This is a genomic window from Clostridium sp. CM038, from assembly GCF_055081105.1.
This window is the reverse complement of sequence record NZ_CM143651.1, coordinates 3,317,478-3,337,897: the sequence shown is the minus strand read 5'-3', so window position 1 is coordinate 3,337,897 and position 20,420 is coordinate 3,317,478. Positions and strand designations below refer to the sequence as shown.

Sequence of the window (20,420 nt, the reverse complement as noted above, 5' to 3'; positions counted from 1 at the left end):
GAAACTCGCTGCATGCGAAGCGGTGAAGCTCCGCAGGAGATGATTTAATCTTCATAGGTGGGGAGTATTTCACATAAAAGGATTCTCTAATAAAATTTAAGCTTTAACTAACACACCACCTTTAAGTCTAAGTATAACGTCTGACTGGGATGCTACTTCACTAGAGTGCGTAACTACTATAACACACTTATTTTCTTTATGAGCAAGTGATTTAAATATAGTTACTATATCACTTGCGATATCAGCATCAAGATTTCCAGTTGGTTCATCTGCAATTATCAAATCTCCTTCTGAGGAAAGAGCGCGTGCTATTGCTACTCTCTGCTGCTGTCCACCACTTAGCTTTAATACGTTTCTATGGGCTTCATCTTTTGTTAAGCCCATCTTTTCTAGTAAATCATAAGCTTTTTGTTTTTTATTTTCTATTTTGTTCTTTGTTATTTCGATTGCTGTTAAAACATTCTGTAGAGCTGACATATAAGGTATTAAATTGTAGGATTGAAATACTATACCAATATATTTATTTCTATAATTAGTAAGCCCTATATTTGTTATATTCTTTTTTTCATATAATATCTCTCCAGCTTTGGATGTATCTAAACCACTAGCTAAAGCAAGAAATGTAGTTTTTCCTGAACCAGAGGAGCCAAGTATTGTGTAAAAAATTCCTTTTTCGAACTTAAAACCTATTTGCTTTAAAACCGTTGTTTTTTTTGAACCATCCTGATAATGATAACTCACATTTTTAAATTCTAATATTGTATTCATTTTTATAAAGCCTCCTTAATCATTTCTAGATAATATGGTTTTTGGATTAAATCGAAGTACTGAAACAGCTGAACCTGATGTTGCTAAAATCACTATAATGAATCCCATTAGATATAATTTTTGTAAATCCTTTGAACTCACGCTAACATCAATTTTGTCTATAGCCTCAGCATCAAACACTGGTGAATTACCTACCGTCATAACTCCTGATTGTGATTCTGTTTTTTCCTTTTCATTTGCTTTTATTTCATTTTGTAATAAAGTATTACCTACTTTCTGCGATACCTTATTGCCGGTGAATGTAGCTATACTAAAAGCTATGGTGGCAACAATTATTAGTTCTAATAATAATTGACCAATAATTCTAAATCTACTTTCTCCTAGAGACATCAATACACCAATTTCATATCTTCTGTCTTTAAGTGATAAATTTATTAAAAGTGATAAAATTACTGTACCAGCAATGGCGACTATAATAACTATGGTTTTTGAAAATGATCCAACACTTTCAATAGGTGACATCAGCTTTTTATACAGCTCATCTTGTGCATCTATTTTGAAATCATCTAGTGCTATACCGGAATTTTTTATATCTGTTTTAAAATTTTCAATGTTTATAGGATCATCCAAGAAATAAGTAGCTTTTTGAATAGTACCTTTAGATGAAGAATCACCTAAGGATGCTACATAAACAGGTGTATATATTTTATTAGAAGGATTCCAAAAAGTATATTTAGCCATCACACCATCCATCATAGGATCAGATTTAGTTTCTTCAGCTGTATATAATCCTACAATTTCTAAGTCTAAAGTTTCTTCTCCGTGTTCAGCTTTTATTTTTATTTTATCTCCAAGCTTTAAATTATTTGCATCTGCTAGTTTTTTATTTATCATTGTTACATTTTTTCCTTCATCGCTACTTGTTAAATTTCGTCCTTCAACCAATTTACTTTTTCTTTCAGTAAAATCAGGATGAAGATTTGAATATAAGGTACCTTCCACTGATAAATCAGGAATAGACGTACCTTCAGGCAATGCCTGATTCATTTCACTATCATTACTGTCATCTTTTTTCGTTTTAACGGGTTTAAAGTTCTCTGCCATAGCATTTGTTGACCGTAAATAATTATATGATTTAACATGCTCTAAGGATTTTAGTTTATCTATATCCTCCATATTTAGATTAGGTAGATCATCTGCTGCTTTTCCACGATTTAGCTTTTGATAATCAGGGGCAATAGATACAGACCCTCCAAGTTTTTGTCTAGCAAGATCACCAACTTTAGAAGTAGCTGATTGTACAGCTAATCCAGCTAGCACCATATTAGCTATAACACAAAACATCAGAATTAATAGTACAGTTTTACTTTTCCTTTTAGTAACACTTAGTATTGATCTTTTAATAAAATTCATTTGTTACCCTCCTTCTTTTTCTTATCTTTCTTATGTTATTATAGTTTTTAATTATGTAGTTAAGGTGAAGTTAAGATGTTTTTAACATGAATCAAGTAGGTAAAACTCATAACTTGGTACTAATATGCAGGGCACAAAAAAACAGAAGCTTAATTGCTTCTGTTAAAAATAATTTTAAAACAAACTCCTGACTGAGTATTAGTAATTTTATATTCTAAAGCATGGGCCTCTAGTATCTTTTTTACTATATATAACCCTAACCCACTACCACCAGTACTCCTGTTTCGAGATTTTTCTATACGATAAAAAGGGTTAAAGATCTTTTCAAATTCCTCTTCGTCTATATGTATACCTTCATTTTCAACAGTTAATACTATTAGATAATTATCCTCATACAAATTTATAAGAACCTTCTCATTTCTTTCTGTATGTGTGATGGAGTTATTAATAATATTAGCTATGGCCTTTTTAATTAGTTTTTCATCTCCCTGAATATATAGTTCTTCAGCTATTTTTGAATTTAAACTTATATCCTTTTGACTTATAAGATAGCTGAGTTTTTCAAGACAATTGTTAACTAGATAGGATAGATTTATTTCAGTGTATTGTGGTTTAAACCCATGAGTTTCTAATTTTGATATTTCAAGTATTTCTCTAACCATTGATTCCATATCATCCAAAACTACTAAGGATCTATTCATATATTTATCTCTATCCTTATAAATTCCTATATTTCCAAGCATACCTTCAAGTTGACCTTTTATTATTGTAATAGGAGTTTTTAATTCATGTGAAATTGTAGCAGTAAATTCTCTTCTTTTCCTTTCAATTTCCCTTTCTTTTTCAATATCATCCAAAAGCTTTAAATTAGTATTTTTAAGTTCACCCATTGTATGCTGCAAATTGGATGCTAATTCATTTAAGCTTAATGCAATTTCTCCTATTTCATCCTCACTATTTACCTCACAGCTTTTTTCAAAATCTAAAGCTGCCAACTGTATAGCATTCTTATTTATTTCAACTAAGGGCTTAGTAATTTTCTTTGAATATATAAAGGAACCTACCACTGATATAATAATGACTACAATTCCAATTAAGGGCACTAAATTTAATAAAACCTTTGAAGCTTCATCTATGGGCTGCAAGGGAATGATAACATTTATAGTGTAGCTTTCATTATCTTCTGAAAATTTTATCTGTTTTGAAATAATACTGATAAGATTTTCATTAGTGCTTGAATTTGAATTTATACTACCTCGCACTAATGCTTTGTTTGAAAGTGGTAAGGAGTCTTTTGGTATAGCAGTATCTTGAGACATATCAATTGATATAAAATTTAAAGATGTATATATTATATTCCCTTTCAAATCTTGTATATTCAAGTTAACAGTATATTTTAAATTAAATTCTTCAAAATATTTCTTTGCTTCTTCCATTGAAAGGCTTTGTACAGTACTAGTTAATTTCGTTAGTCCAGTTTCTACATTGTTTTGTTTATAATTATAATAATAAATTGGTAACATAAAGTATATTATTAAATATATGCATATGGCTGATACTATTAGCAATATAGATGTGATTGTAAAAATTTTAAAAGTAATACTTTTTTTCATTTTATTTTTCAAGTTTATAGCCAACACCTCTAATCGTCTTAATATAATCAATCTTTAGCTTGCACCTTAGGTTTTTAATATGAGTATCAATAACTCTAGCATCGCCATAAAAGTCATATCCCCAAAGCTGATTTAATATTATCTCTCTTGTTAAAATTCTACATTTATTTTCAATGAATATCTTTAGAATTTCAAATTCTTTAGATGTAAGTTCTATATCTTTTCCACCAACCCAAACCTTAAAGCATGTAGTATCAATTAGAATATCTTCGAAGCTAAGTTTTAACTCTTCGTCTTGAGCATTTATTCTTCTAATTACCGCTTCCACTCTTTTAATTAAAAGATTAACTGAAAAAGGTTTGGTTATATAATCATCTATCTCTAATTCGAAACCTTTTATCTGATCTTCTTCCTCTTCTAAAGCAGTTAGCATTATAATTGGAATTTTAGATGTTTTTCTAATAATTTCACATACAACAAAGCCATCAATCTTAGGAAGCATTATATCTAGAAGCACTAAATCAAACTTACTTGAATTAAATATATCGATACCTTTTAATCCATCTTCAGCTACTTCAACAACATATCCACTTGCGCACAAAAATTCACGTATGATTTCTTGTATATCTAAATCGTCTTCAATTACAAGTATTTTTTCATTCATATATACACCTCTTCCGTTAATTGTAAAGTATGATTGTGAGTTTTGTGTGAAGTTAAAGCATTTAATTTAGAATTATCTGATTGTATTTTACAATTTTTATTACTTTTCTTATTATTTTATATTAGGTAGTTAAATATGTAATATCGCTAAAATTTAAAAATAAGTAGTCAATAGTTTAGTTTGTTTATCAAAATAATGAATGTAAATAAAATTAAAAGAAATTGCTTATTTGAATATAAAAGATAAGCATAAGGCTGTGTTTAAGCCTTATGCTTCCTCTATTAGTAAAATACACAATATTCGGTTAATTATTCGCAATTCTTCTGATAAGGTTCCTTTTAAAGTTTTTTAATTTACTTATATCATGATTTAAAGCATATAAACCAATGGTAGAGGATGCTATGCAAGCACCAAAGCAGAAACCCACAATAATACAGGGCAAATGAATGAAATGTCCTATGAAACATATGATGAAACCAAAAAAGCTAGCAATGATTAAATACTTATTATAATTTCCTCTCTTCATACTGAATATACCTCCTAAAATTTATTTCTGTAATATACTTTTAAGAATCCTTTTACGAGTGACATAAAAATTAGAACACCAAGTAAAGTGACAAAAACCATTTGATTAAAGAATCCAGCCATAATTGCGGTAGTTGCAATTACGCCTAAGGAAAAGTTAAAACCTACGCCACCAATTTTATTTCTAATAAGTGTCGTTCTTTCATCATGTTCAACTATATACAGTTTCTTTAATTTATCTTCGTTTTTCAATGATTTTCCATATTTCATAATGTACATTACCATGACAAATTGCAAAAATATGAAGATACCTAATTGGAACCCATGTATAAAATCAGTAATAGGTTCATTAATTATTGCTGTCATATTTTCCGAGATTCCAATTAATGTGATAAAGGCAGCTGCCAACACATTAAATCCTAACATAAGTCCTATTTTTTTCTTTATTACTTTTCGATATTCTTCCATTTTATAATTCCCCCACTTCTGAAAAATTAAAAACTTCTTCAATTTTCAAATTGAAATATTTTGATATTTTGTATGCAAGGACAAGTGATGCTGTATATTTTTCGCACTCTAGGGATGTGATTGTCTGCCTTGTAACACCAACTGCTAATGCTAGTTCTTCTTGAGATAATTTATGTTTTTTTCGTAGTTCCTGAATACATGTTTTCATCTCATCTCTCCTTTGCAATGTTCGCTTTGCATTTTAAGCATAGTGTACTTTGCATTAAATGTCAAGCATGCTTTGCAAAAAAAGCAAAAAATGTTTTCAACAAAAGAAAGCGACGTGAGAATATATATTACTAATAAAAGTCTTTTAAAGGAAAATCCAATTCCTTGAAAAACAGTAGGGAAAAGTTATGTATTAGTAAAAAAGACTGGTTATAAAACGGCGGGAACTTCATATAGTTTTAAATAGTAAGAATAGAATATTCCTTAGGAACACATAACAGTTAATAACTATTATGCGTTCCTAAGTAATTTGAGAAATTTTTTTTACATAAGCTAGGGTTCTATAGAACTCAATGGTTAGTGCTACAATTAGTGAGGAGGAATTATATTGAAAAATTTACTACAGCAGAAGCAAGTTATAAATAAAGACTCAGTTTCGCTTAATGCTTATGAAGAAATGGCTGAACATTATTTTAAATATGTAGATACAAAACCATTTAATGCCTACTATGAAAGACCTGCAACCGTATCAATGCTTCCAGATGTAAAAGGAAAGAAAGTTCTAGACGCAGGTTGTGCTGCGGGGTGGTATACCAAGTTGCTATTAGATAAGGGTGCAAGTGTAATTGCATTAGATTTCAGTCCAAACATGATAGAAATGACTAAAAGAAGAGTTGGGAATAAAGCTAAAATCATAAGGGCAGATCTGAATGAGCCATTAGATTTTATTGATGATGAATCTATAGATGTTGTTTTATCATCATTGGCACTTCACTATATTAAAAATTGGGAGGTGGTAATGAGTGAATTTAATAGAATTCTAAAGAACGGAGGGCAACTGGTTTTTTCCGTCCATCATCCGTTTATGGATTTTAAGCTATCTAGCAAGGAAAATTACTTTTTGACAGAATTATTAGATGATGAATGGACGACAAACAAGGGAAAAGTAAAAGTTCAATTTTATAGGAGACCTTTAAGCAAAATTATAGCATCAGTAATTGAGTCGGGTTTTACAATAGAAAAACTATTGGAACCTATGCCAGTAGAACAATTTAAAACTGAAGAGCCTAATATATATGATAAATTAACTAAAAACCCCCAGTTTTTATTTATAAAGGCAAAAAAATAACTGGTTAAGTTAACACCATATTCTTAATATCCTGTAAGAAAAGAATATATGTTTTGTGTCGATATTGTAATTTTATTGTACAATAAAATTTATTTATATAATCGGAGGGTTTAATAGACATAGATATAAGATATAGTGCTCCATCAGCGATAGAATCCTCTAATGCGCAAAAAAAGTATATATTACGTGAAATGCATTGAAGTAGTTCTTAGCGAAGAGAATGCATCTGTAGTAATATATACTTTTTTAAGTTTATTGGACCCCTAAATAATCTCTATCTAAGGTCATTATGGCATTATAATTTGGGTAGCATTTTTTTAGTTCTTTATTGATTTCATCTTCTAGGTTAAGTCCATCAACATCTGTAAAGCTTGGGTTAAAATCAATTACAGCATCAAAAATAAGATTTTTATGTTCGCCTTCGCCTACAACTCTAAAGTCATGAATTGATTTTATTATAGAAAAAGACTTTAATACATCTAATAGTTCCAAACGAGAGGCATTAACATCTTCATCATCTGTATTTATAGGGTCCATATGAATAACTAGATATAGGTTAAATTCTTCAGAAATTTCTTTTTCAGCTGTGTCGATAATCTCGTGAATTTTAACTATAGAAATATCACAGGGAACTTCAGCGTGGATAGAACCCATACATCTACCTGGACCATAGTTATGGATAACTAGATCATGAGCACCGGTAATATGATCATAGGTTAGTAACTTTTCCTTAAGGCCGTTTACTAAACCCTTATCAGGAGCCTCACCAAGAAGCGGGTTCATAGTTTCGCGAATAAGCTTGTAGCCAGCATATATTATGATAAAGGATACAAGGATTCCTATGTATCCATCTATGGGAAAGTCAATCCAAATAGACAGAAGTAGTGATAGTGCAACGCAGCTTGAACTAACAACATCACTTAATGCATCAGTTGAAGAAGCTTCAAGGGCTGAGGATTTTATAGCCTTGCCCATGGTCTTATTAAATCCACTAATCCAAAGTTTAAATCCTATAGAGGCTAATATTAATACAAAGGGTATAAGTTTGAATATTACTTTTGAGGGATGAATTACTCTATCAAAAGAGGTTTTAATAAATTCAAAACCTACTAGTATTACTAAAAAGGAAACTATAAGGCCGGAAATATATTCAAGCCTTCCGTGACCAAATGGATGCTCCTTGTCTGGTGGCTTACTAGCTAGTTTAAAACCTAGAATTGTAATGACAGAAGAAGCAACGTCTGAAAGATTATTAAAGGCATCTGCAGTAATTGCTATACTATTTGATATTATTCCTATAATTAGTTTTGTAGTAAAAAGAACTAAATTCACTATAATTCCAACTAAGCCGCCCAGGTAACCATAAGCTTCTCTTACTTTTTTATTATTAACATCCTCCGAATTTTTTACGAATTTTGAAATTAAAAATTTTGATAACATATTTTTCACCTCTGATTATATAGTATAATTTAAAAAGTTAATTTTAAACATATATTCGATAATTAATTATAGCATTTATTTGGATTTTATAGAAATTTTATTATAAAACTTGTTATAATAGAGAAGGGGATAAGCAAAGTAACTATGTGCTTTAACACTCATTGGAGGAATATATATGAATAAGGAATTAGAATTTGCCCAAAATCTTATTGATTTTATTTATGATAGTCCAACATCTTATCATGCTGTAGCAAAGGTTAAAGAAGATTTATGTAAAGAAGGCTTTGTAGAAATTAAAGAAGAAGAAAAGTGGAACCTTAAAAAAAGCGGGAAATATTTTGTGACTAAAAATGACTCCGCACTAATTGCGTTTGTAGTTGGAAAGGGAGAAATCGAAGAAAATGGCTTTAAAATTATTGGAGCTCATACAGATTCACCTACATTTAGAATTAAACCAGCACCAGAAATGGTAGTAGATAATACGTATGTAAGATTAAACACAGAGGTTTATGGCGGACCTATATTAAATACTTGGATGGATAGGCCTCTTGCAATAGCTGGACGGGTAACTTTGCGAGACAAAAATATTCTATATCCAGAAACTAAGTTAGTAAATATTAAAAAGCCTATAATGATAATTCCTAATTTAGCTATTCATATGAATAGAGAAATAAACACTGGAATTGAACTAAATAAGCAAAAGGATACATTGCCACTACTTTCAATGGTGAGCACCGAATTAGAAAAAGATAATTATCTTATGAGTGCCATTGCAAAGGAATTATCTGTAGATCATAAAGAAATTATAGATTTTGATTTATTCCTTTATGAATACGAAAAGGGTTCAATTATCGGGTTAAACAATGAATTTATATCAAGCTCAAGATTAGATGATTTAGCTATGGTACATGCAGGAATAAGAGCACTAGCTATAGCGCCAGCCGCAGAGGCAACAAATGTAATGGTTTGTTTTGATAATGAAGAAGTAGGAAGCTCAACAAAGCAAGGTGCGGACTCAAATATGCTAGTTAATATATTAGAGCGTATTACAATATCTTTAGATAAAAATCGTGAGGATTTTTTAAGATCAATTTCTAAATCTTTTATGATATCAGCGGATAATGCACATGCTGTTCATCCTAATAGTCCAGAAAAGAATGACCCAACAAATAAGCCTTATATGAACAAAGGCCCAGTTATAAAAATTAATGCTAATCAAAACTACACAACTGATAGTAACTCTGATGCAGTTTATGAATTAGTTTGTGAAAAAGCAGGGGTGCCGGTGCAAAAATTTGTTAATCGTTCTGATGCACGTGGTGGGTCAACTATAGGACCAATATCTTCAACTCATTTAAATATACGCTCGGTAGATATAGGAAGTCCAACTCTAGCTATGCATTCTATAAGAGAACTAGGCGGAGTAATAGACCATACTTATGTTACGAAATCATTTGAAGAATTTTATAAAATTTAATAAAAAGATAACTTAAGCACATTCAAGAAGAACTCACAATGTTTCATTGTGAGTTTTTTTGTTGTTTTTACTAATAATTAAACAATTAGTTGGAGATAATAATTTCAACTAGGTCTAAAACTTTACAAATATTATTAACAAAAAGTGTTGAAAGGGTGTTTATAATGCCATATGCTACATTAGGGGCAATAGCCGTAATAAGTATTTTAATCTACATAGTGATAAGAAAAAATCTGAGTTATTATGAAGAGGAAAATTTACTAAAAGATGTTCCAACCATAAATGTGAATAGAGAAGATTTAGAGAAACATGCTTTCGAAATGGCACGTCATTATGCTGATGTGAAAAATACTAATTGTAAGAAAAAGCTTATTAGTAATTTAGATAGAAGTTATGAAAAGATTTTAAATGGCTATGATAGCATGGATAAAGAAGAAAAAAATAAAAAAGATGTATTGCCTGCTTCTGAATGGCTTTTGGATAATCTTTACTTGGTAGAGAAGGAGTATAAGAGTATAAAATATAACATGCCACAAAATTATTATAAAGACTTACCGGTGATATACAAAGGTTTCATGAAGGGCTATCCAAGAGTTTATCATATTGCTATAGAAATAGCATCTCACACCGACGGTAGGATGGATGAAACAGTTATTGAAAATTTTATTAGGGCCTATCAAAGGAGTGCTGTACTGACGTCTGGTGAACTTTGGGCTATTCCTATAATGTTAAGAATAGCATTAATTCAAAATATTAGTAGGATAACTGAAAAAATTGTTAAAGCGAAGCAAGATAAAAAAGAAGCAGAAAAAGTTGCAGAGCGGTTAATCAATGCTTTTAATGAAGATAAAATTGTCAAAGAGATATATTTATTAGAAAATGAAAAATTTACATTCAATTCTCATTTTACAGAAAGATTATTGAAATTGTTAAGGGATAATGGTATTGATTCTAAAGAGGTTTATGATTTTATAGATGAAAGGCTTGGAGCGCAGGAAACAAGCCTAGAAGAAATTATAGTATTAGAGCATCAAATGGAAGCTAATTTTGAAATATCTATGGCAAATTCAATTAATAGTATAAGGGTTATTGAAGGTTTAAATTGGGAAAATTATTTTGAAAAGCTAAGTGCTGTAGAGGGTATTTTGAGAGAAGATCCTTCGCACATTTATAGAAAAATGGATTTTCAATCTAGAGATAAGTATAGACACGAAATAGAAAAAATATCTAAAAATATAAAGCTTCCAGAATCATATATAGCAAAAAAAGCTATTGAATGTTGCGAAGAAAGTGAATTTTCAGAGAATAATACCTATGAACAACATGTTGGATATTATTTGATAGATAAGGGACTAAATAAATTAAAGCAAAAAATAGGATATGAGAATACTGGTATAGAGAGGCTCAAAAACAGCATAAAGAAGAATGTAGAAAATTTTTATATAGGTACTATTATTATATTTACAACGTTAATAATATGTCTAATTATTGCGAGTAGCTTATTAAATGATAGTAATAAAGATTTATGGAGATATTGTCTTGCCATAATTGTTATATTAGTACCCTGTAGCGAAATAGTAATATCGATTTTCAATTGGAGTGTGAGTGTTCTGAGTACTCCTTCTTTTATTCCTAAAATGGATTTCAAAGAAGTAATACCAGAAAGATATAGTACGGTTGTAGTAATTCCAACACTATTAAATAATCCTAGTAGGGTAGTCGAATTAATAAATGATTTAGAAGTATACTATTTAGCCAATGCTCAGGAAAATTTGTTTTTTGCATTACTGGGGGACTTTAAAGATAGTGATACTGAGGAGGAAGTAGAAGATAAGTCAATAGTTAATGTTGGGCTTTTAGCCATAGAAAGTTTAAATAAAAAGTATTGCAAGCCTGATAAAAAGATATTTTTCTTTCTAAATAGACATAGACAGTACAATGAAAAAGAAAACAAGTGGATTGGATTTGAACGAAAACGCGGAAAGCTTATGGAGTTTAATGAGTTTTTAAGAGGTAACGAGAATACTAGTTACGATGTAGTAAGCAGCAATCCTCTGAACATTAGAAAGGTTAAATATGTTATTACATTAGATGCGGACACGAAGCTTCCAAGGGACTCTGCAAAAAAACTTATAGGTGCTATGGCTCATCCACTAAACAATGCTGTCATAAATAATAGTAAAAAGAAAGTGGATAGAGGTTACGGTTTAATGCAACCGAGAGTAGGAGTGTCTATTCTTAGCGCAAACAAAACTCTATTTTCAAAGATATTTTCTGGGGAAACGGGTATAGATATTTATACTACTGCTGTATCTGATGTATACCAGGATTTATTTGGGGAAGGGATTTTTACTGGAAAAGGGATTTATAATGTAGATGTATTTAATTATATGTTAAAAGATGAAATACCTGAAAATACTGTATTAAGCCATGACTTGTTAGAGGGCTGCTATGTTAGGACTGCATTAGTTACTGATGTGGAATTCATAGATGGATACCCAGCTTATTACAATTCTAGTTGTATGAGATTACACAGATGGACTAGAGGTGATTGGCAATTATTACCTTGGCTTACAAAACATTCGCCAATAAATAAAATATCTAAATGGAAAATATTTGATAATTTGAGGAGGAGCTTACTCGCACCCTCCATTACAATTTTGCTCATACTTGCATTAGGTGGAATATTGCCTGATGGGACGGATAAATGGGTTATTGCAGCATTTGTTGCTGTTCTAGCACCTATACTTTTTGATGTATCCGAAGCTGTAGTTTCTCCTGCTGCAGGTATAAGTTTATCGGGTAAAATTCAAAATGGGTCTATGGCTATAGAACAAATATTTTTGATTATTTGTTTTATACCTTTTCAAGCGTATATGATGTTGGATGCCATAATTAGAACATTATATAGAATGATGATAAGTAAGAAAAATTTATTAGAGTGGCAGACAGCAGCGGACGTAGAGGTGAAACTAGGGAAAAAACTTAAAAATTTCATAGCTTTTATGTGGATTGAAAGTGCAATTTCACTTTTGATTTTATTTTTAGCATTTAATTCAAGCTTGAGTATTGGGTTTCTTAGTATACCGTCCTGTGTGCTTTGGTTTTTAAGCCCTGTAATTGCATATGTTATAAGTCGCGATAGAAGTTTAGAAACTTTTAATATAATGGTTGAAGAAAAGATCTTTTTAAGGAAATTAAGTAGGAAAACTTGGGCGTATTTTGAGGATTTTGTCAATGACGAAAATAATTGGCTTGGACCAGATAATTATCAAGAAGATCCGCCTAATGGATTAGCCCAGAGAACTTCACCCACTAATATGGGTATGGAATTAACGTCAAATATAGTTGCCTATGATCTGGGGTATATAGGTATTATGGAAGTAACACAAAGAATAGAGAAAATTATGACTTCAATTGAGGACATGGTTACGTATAAAGGCCATTTTTATAATTGGTATGATACTAAAACTAAAACTCCACTCTATCCTAGATATGTGTCCACTGTGGATAGTGGGAACTTAGTTGGTTATCTTTGGCTGGTTTCTCAATCGCTAGAAGAATATTTGCGTAATCCGATATTTAACCTTGTGCAAGTGGAGGGTTTGCAAGACACAATAAGGCTTGCTAGTGAAGAAATAGAAGAATCCAAGGAAATGAAAGAATTATATCATGAAGTGATTGTCACCTTAGGCAATGACAAAACAGATTTTTATTCTTGGAGGACTGTGCTTGTAGATTTAGCATCAAGGGTTACGGAAGTACAAAAAGGCAAGGAGCCATATTGGAATAAAAAACTCAAAGGTGATGTAGATAGGTTCTTAGAGGAAATAAATGAATTTTTCCCTTGGCTTGATTTTATCCATGAAAAGAACTTTGATATAGACATTAGTAATTGTTTAAAAAGCTTAATCGAAAACACAGCAATAAATTGTATTCCAGAAAAAACCGCCAACATATTAAATATGTTAAATGGCATGTCAAAAAGTGATGAATCTTTAGAAAAATTAAAAGATTTACTACAAAATACAAAAGAAAAAGCTCAAGTGGTTATTAGTAGCATTGAGAGCTTAAAAGAAAGACTAAATTCAATGGCAGAAGCTACTGATTTTAAAATGTTGTATGATGAAGAAAGAGAACTGTTTAGAATTGGATATGATGTTGAGAATGATAGTCTAGGTAAAAGCTATTACGATTTACTTGCTTCTGAGTCAAGGCAGGCTAGCTTTGTAGCCATAGCAAAAGGAGATGTTCCTAAAAAACATTGGTTTAAGCTTGGTAGGTCTATGACTCTTATGGGTAAAAGTAAGGGATTAGTTTCTTGGAGTGGTACCATGTTTGAATATATGATGCCCCTACTTATAATGAAAAATTATCCACAAACAATGCTAGATGAAACTTATAAAGCTGTAATTGGGGCACAAAAGAAATATTGTAATGAAAGAGGGGTGCCTTTTGGAATATCTGAATCTGCATTTTATAATTTCGATATAAATTCAAATTACCAATACAAGGCATTTGGGGTAGCAGGAGTAGGACTCAAGTCAGGACTCGAAGATGAATTGGTTATTGCGCCATACGCTACTGTTATGGCACTGCAAACTGATTTTAGAGGATCTTATGATAATCTTAAGAGCCTTGCTTTGGAAGGATTAGAAGGAACTTATGGTTTTTATGAAGCGGTAGATTACACTAAAAACAGAATGTTAAAGGAGGAACCTAAGGCTATTATTAAGTGCTTCATGATTCATCATGAAGGTATGAGCTTAATGGCAATAGACAATGTATTATTAAATAATATTCTTCAAAAAAGATTTCATACTTTGCCAAAAGTCAAAGCTACAGAATTATTGCTTCAAGAGAAAATTTCTAAGAGAGTGGTATATGATAGAAAATATAAATTTAATATATCAGAAACTACTATAGGAAAACAAAAGATTATAGTTAGAAAATATATTACAGCTAAAACGGAAACTCCAGAAACACATTTAATTTCTAATGGAAGTTATTCGCTAATGATTTCTAATAGTGGGTCAGGGTATGCCATGCGGGATAGAACTATGATTTATAGATGGAGGGAAGATGTCACTAAAGACAATACAGGCATGTTCGTGTATATCAAAGATATCGATGAACATGAATACTTCAGTGCAGCTTATGAACCTTGTAAAAAGGTAGGGAATAGTTATGAAGTAACATTCTCCTTAGACAAAGCTGAATTTACAAGGGGCGATGGTAATATTACTACTCGCACGGAAATCACTGTGTCTACAGAGGATGACTCAGAGGTAAGAAGATTATCCATTACAAATCATGGTACCAAAATTAAAAGTTTAGAAATAACAAGCTATTTAGAAGTAACTCTAGCTCATTATGATGCAGACATAGTCCATCCAGCTTTTGGAAATCTATTTGTAAAAACAGAGTATATAGATAATCCTAGCTGCATCTTGGCAACGAGAAGACCTAGGGCTAAGGGTAAAAAGCAACCTTGGATTATGCAAACTGTTGCAACGGAGGGAACTACCGTAGGAACTGTTCAATATGAGACTAGCAGAGAGAGTTTCATAGGGCGTGGTGAAAATACAATACACCCTATAGCAATGAAGCAGGACTCAATTTTATCCAATACTGTAGGAGCGGTGCTTGACCCTATAGTAAGTATGAGAAGAAGAGTAAATATAAAACCTGGTGAAACGTGCATTATAGCTTTCACTACTTCGATAGCTGATAGTAAAGTGGAAGTAATAAGTTTAGCTAAGAAATATAGTGAACTTCACAATGTAAATGCGGTGTTTGAACTAGCGTGGAGCCAAACTCAGGTAGAAATGAAATATCTAGGTATAAAATCTAGCCAAGCAAATTTATACCAAGTAATGGCTTCTAAAATATTATTTTTAAATTCCACTTTTAAACAAAGAGAAGAAAATATAAAAAATGTAAAGAAGGGACAATTTACGCTTTGGGGGTATGGTATTTCAGGAGATTTACCTATAATTCTACTTATAGTTCGTGAGAGCAAAGATAAAGACCTCGTTCGTCAACTTTTAAATGCCCATGAATACTTAAGCCTTAAAGGGTTAAGAGTTGATTTGGTAATAATAAATCTTCAAAAAGCCTCATATGATCAGCCTTTACAAACTGATATTAAGGATTTTGTATGCAGTAGTCATTTAAGAGATAAAGAAAATAAACCTGGAGGGCTCTTTATACTTAATAAGGCTACTATTATGGAGGAGGATATAGAGCTTTTAATAGCTATAGCTAGAATAGTTATAGATTCCCGCAAGGGAATGTTAGTATCTCAAATTCAGAACAATTTAAAGAAAATAGAAAAACAACCATTATTACAGATTGTAGAAAATCAATTTAAATGGAAAGAGCACAAGTTTAATATGAAACCGTTAGAGTACTTTAATGACTTAGGAGGCTTTAATGTAGAAAGTGAAAACTATACTATTCTACTTAAAGATTTTAATAATACACCAGCACCTTGGATAAATGTAATTTCAAATGGTGATTTTGGATTCCATGTATCAGAATGTGGATCAGCTTATACATGGCACCTTAATAGCCGCGAAAATAAAATTACTACTTGGTCTAATGATTGGGTAAGTGATGAATGCTCAGAAGCCATATATTTGCGAGATGATGCTTATGGCAATGTGTGGAGCATTACACCTAAACCAATAAGGGATGGGGGAGAATACTTAATTGAGCATGGCTTTGGATATTCAAATTTCAAGCATGAAGCTTTTGGAATTATGGGTGAAATAACCATGTTTGTGCCTAGGTCGCATAACGTTAAGCTATGCAAAATAAAACTTAAGAATAATAGTGATATAGCAAGAGATATAAGTATAACCTACTACGCAGAACTTGTAATGGGGGTTGTACGAGAGCATACTGCTCAGCATATTGTTACTTATTTGAATGAAGAGAAGGAATATATATATGCTACAAATTGTTATAGTCAGCATTTTGGGAAAATAAATGCTTTCTTAAGATTATTTGGAGGCGGGCAGCAAAGCTTTACTGGCAATAGAAGTGAATTTTTAGGCAGAGGAGGAAGTGTAGAGGAACCTGAGGTACTAAAGAGAGTAAGACTTTCAAACAATGTAGGAGCGGGACTTGATCCATGTCTTGCAGTTACTTCAAAAATTCATATAGAACCTAATATGGAGATTGAATTAGTAGCGATGCTTGGTGAAAATGAGAATTTAGAAAATATTTCTAAAACTATTGGCGAATTTGAAGATTTTAAGAGAGTGGATACTGAACTCGAAAATGTAAAGAAATATTGGAACAAATTACTTCATACGTTGCAAGTTAAGACGCCAGATAAGAGTATGGACTTAATGCTTAATGGATGGCTAATGTACCAAACTATAGTGTGCAGGTTATGGTCGAGAACTGCTTTTTACCAATCTGGTGGAGCTTATGGCTTTAGAGATCAGCTTCAGGATGTTATGTCACTAGGCATGATTGAGCCAAGTATGACTAAAAAACAGATTCTATACAGTGCTTCAAGGCAATTTGTTGAAGGTGATGTGCAACATTGGTGGCATCCGGTTGTAGATAGTGGTATAAGAACAAGGTTCTCCGATGACTTATTATGGCTACCTTATGTCACTATGGATTATATAAAAAACACAGGGGATTTTGATATTCTTGATGAGCAAGCTCAGTATTTAATGGATACGCCACTAACAGACGGTGAAGATGAAAGATATAATATTTCAGGAAGGGCAGATTTTACAGGCAGTATATATGAACATTGCATAAAAGCTATAGATAAAAGCCTTAAATTCGGTCCTCATAAAATCCCACTAATGGGTAGTGGAGATTGGAATGATGGAATGAGTACCGTTGGGAATAAGGGCAAAGGCGAAAGCGTATGGCTTGGTTGGTTCTTATATGATATTCTTGGAGATTTCTTTGAAGCTTGCACATATAAAAACGATGATGAAAGATTACAGAAATACAAGGAGATGCAAGAATATATAAGGATAAATCTAGAGGAAAACGCATGGGATGGTAATTGGTATAGGAGAGCATATTTTGATGACGGCACGCCACTAGGCTCATCTCAAAATGAAGAGTGTAAGATAGATTCTCTATCTCAATCATGGGCAGTTATATCAGGAGCTGCAGATAAAGAAAGGGCAGAGGAGGCTATGAAGTCATTAGAACATTATTTAATAAAAGAAGATAATGGAATGATTTTGCTTTTAACTCCTCCTTTTAATAAATCTACTTTGGAGCCAGGTTATATAAAAGGCTATGTGCCGGGAGTTAGAGAGAATGGTGGACAATATACACACGCTGCAACTTGGGTAATTCTTGCCTTTGCTAAACTTTACAAAGGTGACATGGCGGCAAAGCTCTATAATATGATAAACCCTATTAATCATACAAAAACACTGCCTCAGTGTGAAAGATATAAAACTGAGCCTTACGTAATGACTGCTGATGTTTATGGAAAAGAACCTCATGTAGGACGCGGAGGGTGGAGTTGGTATACTGGAACCTCAGGGTGGATGTATAGAACGGGAATAGAGGCAATTTTAGGGTTTAAACTAAAGGCGGGAAAAGGGTTTACCATTGAACCTTGTGTGCCAGAGGAATGGCCACAGTATGAGATTATATATAAAAAAGATAAATTCGAATATGTGATTGAGGTTAAGCGCCAGGGAAACAAAGGAATTTGGCTTGATGGTAATTTATGCGAAGATGGATTGGTTCCATTTATTGATGGAGTGCATAAAGTTGAAGTTATAATCTAAAAAAACAGATGACTTCTAATAAGAAGTCATCTCAGACCGTTGACAAACATAAAATGTAAAACACTCTAATTTAAAATTGGAGTGTTTTTTTCATATTCAAAAAGGATTTTAGGACATCGATGTCGAATATATATAGTATACAAACTTTATAATTCGGAGGGCATTATTATGATTAATGAAAAGAACTTCACACAACAAAAACTAGAAATGGTGTATTTGGAAGATTTAGTTCCTAAAGACCATATTCTGAGAAATATAGATAAATACATGGATTTCTCTTTTATAAGAGAACTGACTAAAAAATATTACTGCTTAGATAATGGAAGACCTGGCGTAGATCCTGTTATACTTTTTAAAATGCTGTTTATTGGGTACCTATTTGGAATAAAATCTGAACGACAACTTGTAAAGGACATTGAAGTAAATGTGGCTTATAGATGGTTTCTGGGACTAAGTCTTACTGATCCTATTCCAGATCATTCAACAATTAGCCAAAATAGACGTAGACGGTTTAAAGGTACAGATGTGTTTCAAAAAATATTTGACGAAGTAGTATTTAAGGCTATAAATCTTAAGATGGTAACCGGTAAAATACTTTACACAGATTCTACACACCTAAAAGCAAATGCTAATAAGCGAAAGCTTGTGAAAATTGAAGTTGAAAAAACGCCGAAAGAATATGTATCTGAACTTAATAAAGCAGTGGAAGAAGATAGAATAAACCATGGTAAAAAACCTTTAAAAGAAAAAGAACCTGTTACCAAAATAAAAGAAACTAAAGTTAGCACAACCGACCCCGACAGTGGATATATGATGAGAGATGGCAAGCCGGAAGGCTTCTCATATTTAGATCACAGAACTGTCGATAGCAGACATAATATAATTACTGATGTGTATGTTACTCCTGGAAACATAAATGATGTTGATCCTTATATCGATAGATTAGATGTGCAAATAAAAAAGTTTAATTTTAATACAAAATATGTTGGTGCAGATGCTGGTTATGCTACAAATCTTATATGTAAAGAACTATATGAGAGGGAATTAAAATCTGTAATGGGATACCGTAGGTCTCCACATACAAAAGGAATGTACACAAAAAATAAATTCCAATATGTTAAAGAGCAGGACATTTACGTATGCCCTGACTTAAGGGCTTTACATTATAAAACGACAACAAGAGAAGGATATAAAGAATATGTTGGTAATGCAAAATATTGCGAGATATGTCCAAATAGAGCTCAATGCTTTTCTGCAAAAAGCAAGTTTAAAACTATTAGAAGACATGTTTGGGAAACGTATAAAGAAGATGTTGTAAAGTTCACCAGAACAGATAAAGGCAGAAATATATATAGAAGAAGAAAAGAAACTATAGAGCGAAGCTTCGCAGATTCAAAACAACTGCATGGGCTTCGCTATTGCCATATGCGTGGATTAGAAAATGTGCAAGAGCAGTGTCTGCTTACAGCAGCAGTGCAGAATATGAAAAAGATAGCTAGCCTGCTATCTTTACTGTTTTTTGATTTTCTAACTAAGAAGATAGTTGTTATTTTAAATTTATCCATAACTCAAAATGCTATCGCATAATTGCATGTAAAAAACCCAGTATAATAAAAAAATTATACTGGGTTTGTAAACAACCTGAGATGACTTCTAATAAGAAGTCATCTGTTTTTATAGCTTTAAAACAAGTTAGTCTTCTGTATCTGGAATTTCTTGGCCACCATTATAGGTATAGTCAAATTCAACATTGGATATATTCATAGAAACTATAGGATCAGTTACTGGGTTTGGTAGCATAGTAGAATCATTTTCAGAGTAAGATCTTATCTCCTTCTCTTCTAATTCATAAAAATCTCTATCGTAGGGTGCATATACTTTTGTTTGCTTCTTAAGGTCCTTAGCCATGTTCATACCTCCTTTTATATTA

General features: G+C 31.8%; 13 protein-coding genes. 4 read left to right on the top strand and 9 right to left on the bottom strand.

Translation table 11 applies throughout. The features are described 5' to 3' along the window. Positions 1–96: 96 nt before the first annotated feature. The 7 genes from ACWJKS_RS15350 to ACWJKS_RS15320 all read right to left on the bottom strand — a co-directional run bounded on the left by ACWJKS_RS15350 (position 97) and on the right by ACWJKS_RS15320 (position 5,659). Positions 97–768 (bottom strand): ABC transporter ATP-binding protein, encoded by a 672-nt coding sequence (locus ACWJKS_RS15350; protein ID WP_165412462.1) that lies wholly within the window; start codon positions 766–768, stop codon positions 97–99. A 15-nt stretch (positions 769–783) separates the two neighbouring features. Then, positions 784–2,181: an ABC transporter permease gene (locus ACWJKS_RS15345; protein WP_462959902.1), complete on the bottom strand. Its 1,398-nt coding sequence runs from the start codon at positions 2,179–2,181 to the stop codon at positions 784–786. 149 nt (positions 2,182–2,330) lie between these two features. After that, positions 2,331–3,806, bottom strand: a complete 1,476-nt coding sequence (locus ACWJKS_RS15340) for a sensor histidine kinase (protein WP_462959901.1) — start codon at positions 3,804–3,806, stop codon at positions 2,331–2,333. Next, on the bottom strand, positions 3,796–4,458 hold the full coding sequence (locus ACWJKS_RS15335; protein WP_462959900.1) for a response regulator transcription factor: 663 nt from the start codon (positions 4,456–4,458) through the stop codon (positions 3,796–3,798). The genes ACWJKS_RS15340 and ACWJKS_RS15335 overlap by 11 nt, the downstream gene beginning before the upstream one ends. 304 nt (positions 4,459–4,762) lie before the next feature. After that, complete coding sequence (locus ACWJKS_RS15330) at positions 4,763–4,984, bottom strand: hypothetical protein (protein ID WP_462953605.1); 222 nt, start codon at positions 4,982–4,984, stop codon at positions 4,763–4,765. 14 nt (positions 4,985–4,998) lie between these two features. Then, a complete protein-coding gene (locus ACWJKS_RS15325; RefSeq protein ID WP_462959021.1) occupies positions 4,999–5,451 on the bottom strand; it encodes a hypothetical protein in 453 nt (150 codons plus the stop codon). Position 5,452: 1 nt separating this feature from the next. Beyond that, positions 5,453–5,659 (bottom strand): helix-turn-helix transcriptional regulator, encoded by a 207-nt coding sequence (locus ACWJKS_RS15320; RefSeq protein WP_216301849.1) that lies wholly within the window; start codon positions 5,657–5,659, stop codon positions 5,453–5,455. Between the two features lie 387 nt (positions 5,660–6,046). On the opposite strand from ACWJKS_RS15320, the gene ACWJKS_RS15315 reads away from it, so the two are divergent. Then, positions 6,047–6,787: a class I SAM-dependent methyltransferase gene (locus ACWJKS_RS15315; protein WP_462959899.1), complete on the top strand. Its 741-nt coding sequence runs from the start codon at positions 6,047–6,049 to the stop codon at positions 6,785–6,787. A gap of 252 nt (positions 6,788–7,039) precedes the next feature. On the opposite strand, the gene ACWJKS_RS15310 is transcribed toward ACWJKS_RS15315, so the two are convergent. Next, positions 7,040–8,227 (bottom strand): cation diffusion facilitator family transporter, encoded by a 1,188-nt coding sequence (locus tag ACWJKS_RS15310; protein ID WP_462959898.1) that lies wholly within the window; start codon positions 8,225–8,227, stop codon positions 7,040–7,042. 175 nt (positions 8,228–8,402) lie between these two features. Between ACWJKS_RS15310 and ACWJKS_RS15305 the strand changes: the two genes are divergently transcribed. The 3 genes from ACWJKS_RS15305 (at position 8,403) to ACWJKS_RS15295 (ending at position 20,077) form a co-directional block, all read left to right on the top strand. Continuing rightward, on the top strand, positions 8,403–9,704 hold the full coding sequence (locus tag ACWJKS_RS15305) for a M18 family aminopeptidase (RefSeq protein ID WP_462959897.1): 1,302 nt from the start codon (positions 8,403–8,405) through the stop codon (positions 9,702–9,704). Positions 9,705–9,868: 164 nt separating this feature from the next. Next, positions 9,869–18,490: a GH36-type glycosyl hydrolase domain-containing protein gene (locus ACWJKS_RS15300; RefSeq protein WP_462959896.1), complete on the top strand. Its 8,622-nt coding sequence runs from the start codon at positions 9,869–9,871 to the stop codon at positions 18,488–18,490. Positions 18,491–18,658: 168 nt separating this feature from the next. Then, complete coding sequence (locus tag ACWJKS_RS15295; RefSeq protein ID WP_462959617.1) at positions 18,659–20,077, top strand: IS1182 family transposase; 1,419 nt, start codon at positions 18,659–18,661, stop codon at positions 20,075–20,077. A gap of 105 nt (positions 20,078–20,182) precedes the next feature. Here the strand turns inward: ACWJKS_RS15295 and ACWJKS_RS15290 are convergent, their stop codons facing one another. Next, entirely contained in the window at positions 20,183–20,398 is a 216-nt protein-coding gene (locus ACWJKS_RS15290; protein ID WP_220319570.1) for a hypothetical protein, read from the bottom strand. Between the last annotated feature and the right edge of the window lie 22 nt (positions 20,399–20,420).

Coding starts and splice junctions, on each gene's coding strand:
- ACWJKS_RS15350 (WP_165412462.1), bottom strand. CDS start 768: ATGAATACAATATTAGAATTTAAAAATGTGAGTTATCATTATCAGGAT.
- ACWJKS_RS15345 (WP_462959902.1), bottom strand. CDS start 2,181: ATGAATTTTATTAAAAGATCAATACTAAGTGTTACTAAAAGGAAAAGT.
- ACWJKS_RS15335 (WP_462959900.1), bottom strand. CDS start 4,458: ATGAATGAAAAAATACTTGTAATTGAAGACGATTTAGATATACAAGAA.
- ACWJKS_RS15330 (WP_462953605.1), bottom strand. CDS start 4,984: ATGAAGAGAGGAAATTATAATAAGTATTTAATCATTGCTAGCTTTTTT.
- ACWJKS_RS15325 (WP_462959021.1), bottom strand. CDS start 5,451: ATGGAAGAATATCGAAAAGTAATAAAGAAAAAAATAGGACTTATGTTA.
- ACWJKS_RS15320 (WP_216301849.1), bottom strand. CDS start 5,659: ATGAAAACATGTATTCAGGAACTACGAAAAAAACATAAATTATCTCAA.
- ACWJKS_RS15310 (WP_462959898.1), bottom strand. CDS start 8,227: ATGTTATCAAAATTTTTAATTTCAAAATTCGTAAAAAATTCGGAGGAT.
- ACWJKS_RS15305 (WP_462959897.1), top strand. CDS start 8,403: ATGAATAAGGAATTAGAATTTGCCCAAAATCTTATTGATTTTATTTAT.
- ACWJKS_RS15300 (WP_462959896.1), top strand. CDS start 9,869: ATGCCATATGCTACATTAGGGGCAATAGCCGTAATAAGTATTTTAATC.
- ACWJKS_RS15295 (WP_462959617.1), top strand. CDS start 18,659: ATGATTAATGAAAAGAACTTCACACAACAAAAACTAGAAATGGTGTAT.
- ACWJKS_RS15290 (WP_220319570.1), bottom strand. CDS start 20,398: ATGGCTAAGGACCTTAAGAAGCAAACAAAAGTATATGCACCCTACGAT.